Source organism: Mesorhizobium sp. M7A.F.Ca.CA.002.09.1.1, assembly GCF_003998555.1.
Classification (GTDB): Bacteria; Pseudomonadota; Alphaproteobacteria; order Rhizobiales; family Rhizobiaceae; genus Mesorhizobium; species Mesorhizobium ciceri.
The window spans coordinates 1-3,490 of record NZ_RZRR01000612.1; the positions used below are offsets into that span (position 1 = coordinate 1).

Below are 3,490 nucleotides of genomic sequence, written 5' to 3' on the forward strand. Positions count from 1 at the left end.
GATGTAGTCGCCGGCCAGCGCACCCGGCGCGTAGATGTTCTTCAGCGGCGTCAGCACGATCCACTGCATGACCGTCTGCTTCGTCGTGCCGATGTCGAGGCCGTATTTGTTGACGGCGCCGAAATAGGCTTCCGACGCGAAGCTCTTGTCGGCGGGGTTGAAGGTGCAGCTCAGATCCTTGCTCGAGCCGAAGATGAAGCCGGTGCCGCCGCCAATGGCACAGTCAAGCGTACCGAGCTCTATGCCTCGGTCCTGCGCCTGCGCTGCTCCGACAAACACGGTAGCGAATATGGCAGCGATGGCTGTCTTCAGCATGATGGTCCCCTCAAAAATCAACGGCGCGGAACCATCCTATCTGGTTCCGCGCCGCGGGGTGAGGGGTCATGGAGCGCACGGCTCCATGCGATCACTTGAATGAATGGATCAGCTGGAGCGAGGTCACGGCCACGGCAAGGTTGACGCCGGTCTGCGCCTGGACGCTGAGCGGCTCCAGCATGAAGGCGCTGTCCAAGCCGCCAACCAGCAGATTGGCGCCGCCGCCGGTCACCACGCTCGCCTCGGCGTTGACGCCGTAATAGCTGCCGGCGAGATCGCCTCCGTCACGGTCCCGGGTCGCAGCCAGCACGGCCCAAACGAGCTGGCCCTGATGCGTCTGGCCGACATCGAGGCCGATCTTGGAGATGACGCCTGTGTAAACCTCGGACGGCCCGTGATGATGAGGCCGGAAGACACAGGACACGCCCTTGTTGGAAGCGACGATATAAGCGGTGCCGCCGTCGATGGTGCAATCGAGCGTGCCGAGTTGCAGCTTGCCGGCGCTGGCTGGAGCCACCGCGAACATCGTCGTGGCGAGGGCAGCGGCGCAGGCGAGTTTCTTGATCATGGGAGGGTCCTTTCGCAAATTGCTTTTCGATAACGGCTTGGGAGGCCAGACCGTTCCGCTGAAAACTTGGCGCGATCAAGGCAGGGGCCGAAAGCCTCCTGCCGGGGTTAATGCGCGGTTGCGAAGTGCGTCTTTTCGGACACGCCAAGGATCCCGCGGCATTTGGATGTCACGCGGATTTGTATGGGAAGCGTTTGCCGAAACCGAGATCAGCTGACGCGGGCGAGGCCATCCTTGGCCGGCTGGTAGGTCGGGTCGAGGCGAACGGCTTCCTTATAGGATTTCGCGGCTTTCGCCTTGTCACCGCGCCGCTCGTAGATCAGCGCCTGGTTGGCCCAGGCCTCGGCGTTCTTGCCGTCGAGCTTGATCGCCATGTTGAAATCGGAGAAGGCGTTGTCCTCGTCATTGGTCGCCAGATAGGAGAGGCCGCGGCCGTTGTAGGGCTCGGCGGCGTCCGGCGCCAGCGAGATGGCGGTCGAGAAATCCTCGATGGCGAATTTGTGCTGGCCCTGGCTCTGATAGATCAGGCCTCGATTGTGGTAGGCGCGCGCGTCGGTCGTATCGAGCTGGATCGCCTTCTGAAAGTCGTTGAAGGCGTCCTGGGTGCGACCCGCCTTGCGGTAGAGATTGCCGCGGCCGATATAGGCGGCGTCATAGTTCGAGTTGATCTGGATCGAACGGTTGTAGTCCGCGAGCGCGGCTTCCTGGTTGCCGAGGAAGCGCTGGATGAGCGCACGATTCGAATAGGCCTGGAAGAAATTCGGATTGAGCTGGATGGCTTGATTGAAATCCTTGAGCGCCGCCTGGTATTGGCCGCCACGGCCATAGGCCGAGCCGCGCACATTGTAGCCTTCGGGATCCTGGGGATTGCGCTGGATGACCGCCGACAGCGAGGAAATGTTCTCGCTCGAGCCTTGCGCCTTGTCGATGTTGTTGAATTCACCGGTCGGGCCCGCCGTTTGGCAGCCGGCAAGCGCCAGTCCGGAGAGCAGGGCCGCTGTCAGGGCGAAACCACGCAATGCGGTCCCGCGCTCCACGCTCGTTGCGTTCATGTCTGCCCTGTCCTCACTTCAAGCCGCGTCGTTCAGATCCGGCTCCCCCTCCGGACCGGTCACATCAAAACAAAAAGGTGGCGGCGATTCCACATCGCGCCACCTCTGATATCCTTCGAAAAGGACGAAAAATTGGCGTTAGAACCGCGGCGGACGCGGAGCGCCAGCTGCACCACCAGCGGCGCCGGCAGCAACAGGGCGCGGCGTCATCGGCAGCAGGCCTTCGCGCTGGGCGCGCTTGCGGGCCAGCTTGCGGGCGCGGCGAACGGCTTCAGCCTTTTCGCGGGCGCGCTTCTCGGACGGCTTCTCGTAGTGACCGCGCATCTTCATTTCGCGGAAAATGCCCTCGCGCTGCATCTTCTTCTTGAGAGCGCGAAGCGCCTGATCAACGTTATTGTCGCGGACGAGTACCTGCACGGGCAATCCTGTCTTTCGGGTTTGATATCAACAGGCAAGCGATCATAGCCGCTAGCCTCCGCGGCGGTTTACACCACGAATTGTGGCGGCTGATAGCAGAATCATGCCGCGCTGTCCACAGCGGAAATGAATTTGCGGTGCCAGCCGCAGTCTGTTTGCCTTGAGATAAGGAGCCGACTAGGCCGTCGCGAGGTGCAGCCGCTCGAAATCCTCGAAGAACTCGCCGTAGTCGCAGGTGATCTCCTCGCCCACGGCGATGTCGCGGGTCGCGGTGGCCCCGCCATATTGCGAAAAATCCGTATTCGGATTGCTGGAATGGTTCATGAAGCGGCCATTGTCGACTTCATAGACCATGAAACCTGGCCGGTCGGGGCTGGGATAGGCATAGCGGTCGAGCAGTTCCCTGAGATGCGGGGGGGCCGCTTCGTATTTGTCCATGGGGACCAGTCGGTCGAAATCCGGATCGAGCCGCCAGATCGAAGCCCCTTTCCTGATCGGCTCCGCAGCGAACACGCCGACGCCTTCGATCGCACTCGCAGTCACATAGGTTCTGATCAACAACATAGTTCCAGACCCCGCTTTTGGACAGAAACGGCATCGCCAAATCGCGGCGAAAAATCAAGACCGGCCGTCTGCCTGGCGGCTATGAACATGCATTCCGGACGCGAAAAGTCTTCACGTCCGGTTGATCGACACGCCGCCATCGGCAAACAGAGCGGCTCCGGTGGTAAAGCTCGAGGCATCGGAGGCGAGATAGAGCGCCGAGCGAGCGATCTCCTCCGGCATAGCGACACGCTTCAAAGCATGCAGGCCTTCGACGAAGGCCCGTGATTCCGGGGTCTTGAAGGTTGCCGCCGGCGTGTCTGTGCCGCCGGGCAGCAGCGCGTTGACCCGCACGCCTTTCGGGCCGTATTCGGCGGCAAGCACCTGTGTCAGTCCGATCAGGCCGGCCTTGCTCGCGGCATAACTGGTCATGCCTGGCATGCCGACTGTGTGGCCGACGAAGGTGGAGGTGAAGATCAGCGAACCACCGCCACGCTCGACCATTGCCGGCACCTGGTATTTGGCGCCGAGAAACGCGCTGGTGAGATTGGTGTCGAGCGTCTCGCGCCAGCCTTCCAGCGGCAGTTCGGCTATC

6 protein-coding genes are annotated in these 3,490 nt (G+C 61.9%); all 6 read right to left on the bottom strand.

The annotated features are described in order from the left end of the window. The coding region (locus EN994_RS23025; protein ID WP_127307828.1) for a DUF992 domain-containing protein at nucleotides 1-315 on the bottom strand (315 nt) is incomplete at its 3' end. 91 nt (nucleotides 316-406) lie between these two features. After that, a complete protein-coding gene (locus EN994_RS23030; RefSeq protein ID WP_024502781.1) occupies nucleotides 407-883 on the bottom strand; it encodes a DUF992 domain-containing protein in 477 nt (158 codons plus the stop codon). A 209-nt stretch (nucleotides 884-1,092) separates the two neighbouring features. Then, nucleotides 1,093-1,935, bottom strand: a complete 843-nt coding sequence (locus EN994_RS23035) for a tetratricopeptide repeat protein (RefSeq protein ID WP_013529652.1) — start codon at nucleotides 1,933-1,935, stop codon at nucleotides 1,093-1,095. Nucleotides 1,936-2,073: 138 nt separating this feature from the next. Further along, complete coding sequence (gene rpsU / locus EN994_RS23040) at nucleotides 2,074-2,352, bottom strand: 30S ribosomal protein S21 (RefSeq protein WP_013529653.1); 279 nt, start codon at nucleotides 2,350-2,352, stop codon at nucleotides 2,074-2,076. Nucleotides 2,353-2,529: 177 nt separating this feature from the next. Further along, entirely contained in the window at nucleotides 2,530-2,916 is a 387-nt protein-coding gene (locus tag EN994_RS23045) for an SET domain-containing protein-lysine N-methyltransferase (RefSeq protein WP_063168976.1), read from the bottom strand. Between the two features lie 111 nt (nucleotides 2,917-3,027). After that, on the bottom strand, nucleotides 3,028-3,490 hold a 463-nt coding region (locus EN994_RS23050; RefSeq protein WP_127307829.1), incomplete at its 5' end, for an SDR family oxidoreductase.

Bases quoted from the DNA above. Each gene is read 5' to 3' on its own strand.
- EN994_RS23030 (WP_024502781.1), bottom strand. From the start codon at position 883: ATGATCAAGAAACTCGCCTGCGCCGCTGCCCTCGCCACGACGATGTTC.
- EN994_RS23035 (WP_013529652.1), bottom strand. From the start codon at position 1,935: ATGAACGCAACGAGCGTGGAGCGCGGGACCGCATTGCGTGGTTTCGCC.
- EN994_RS23045 (WP_063168976.1), bottom strand. From the start codon at position 2,916: ATGTTGTTGATCAGAACCTATGTGACTGCGAGTGCGATCGAAGGCGTC.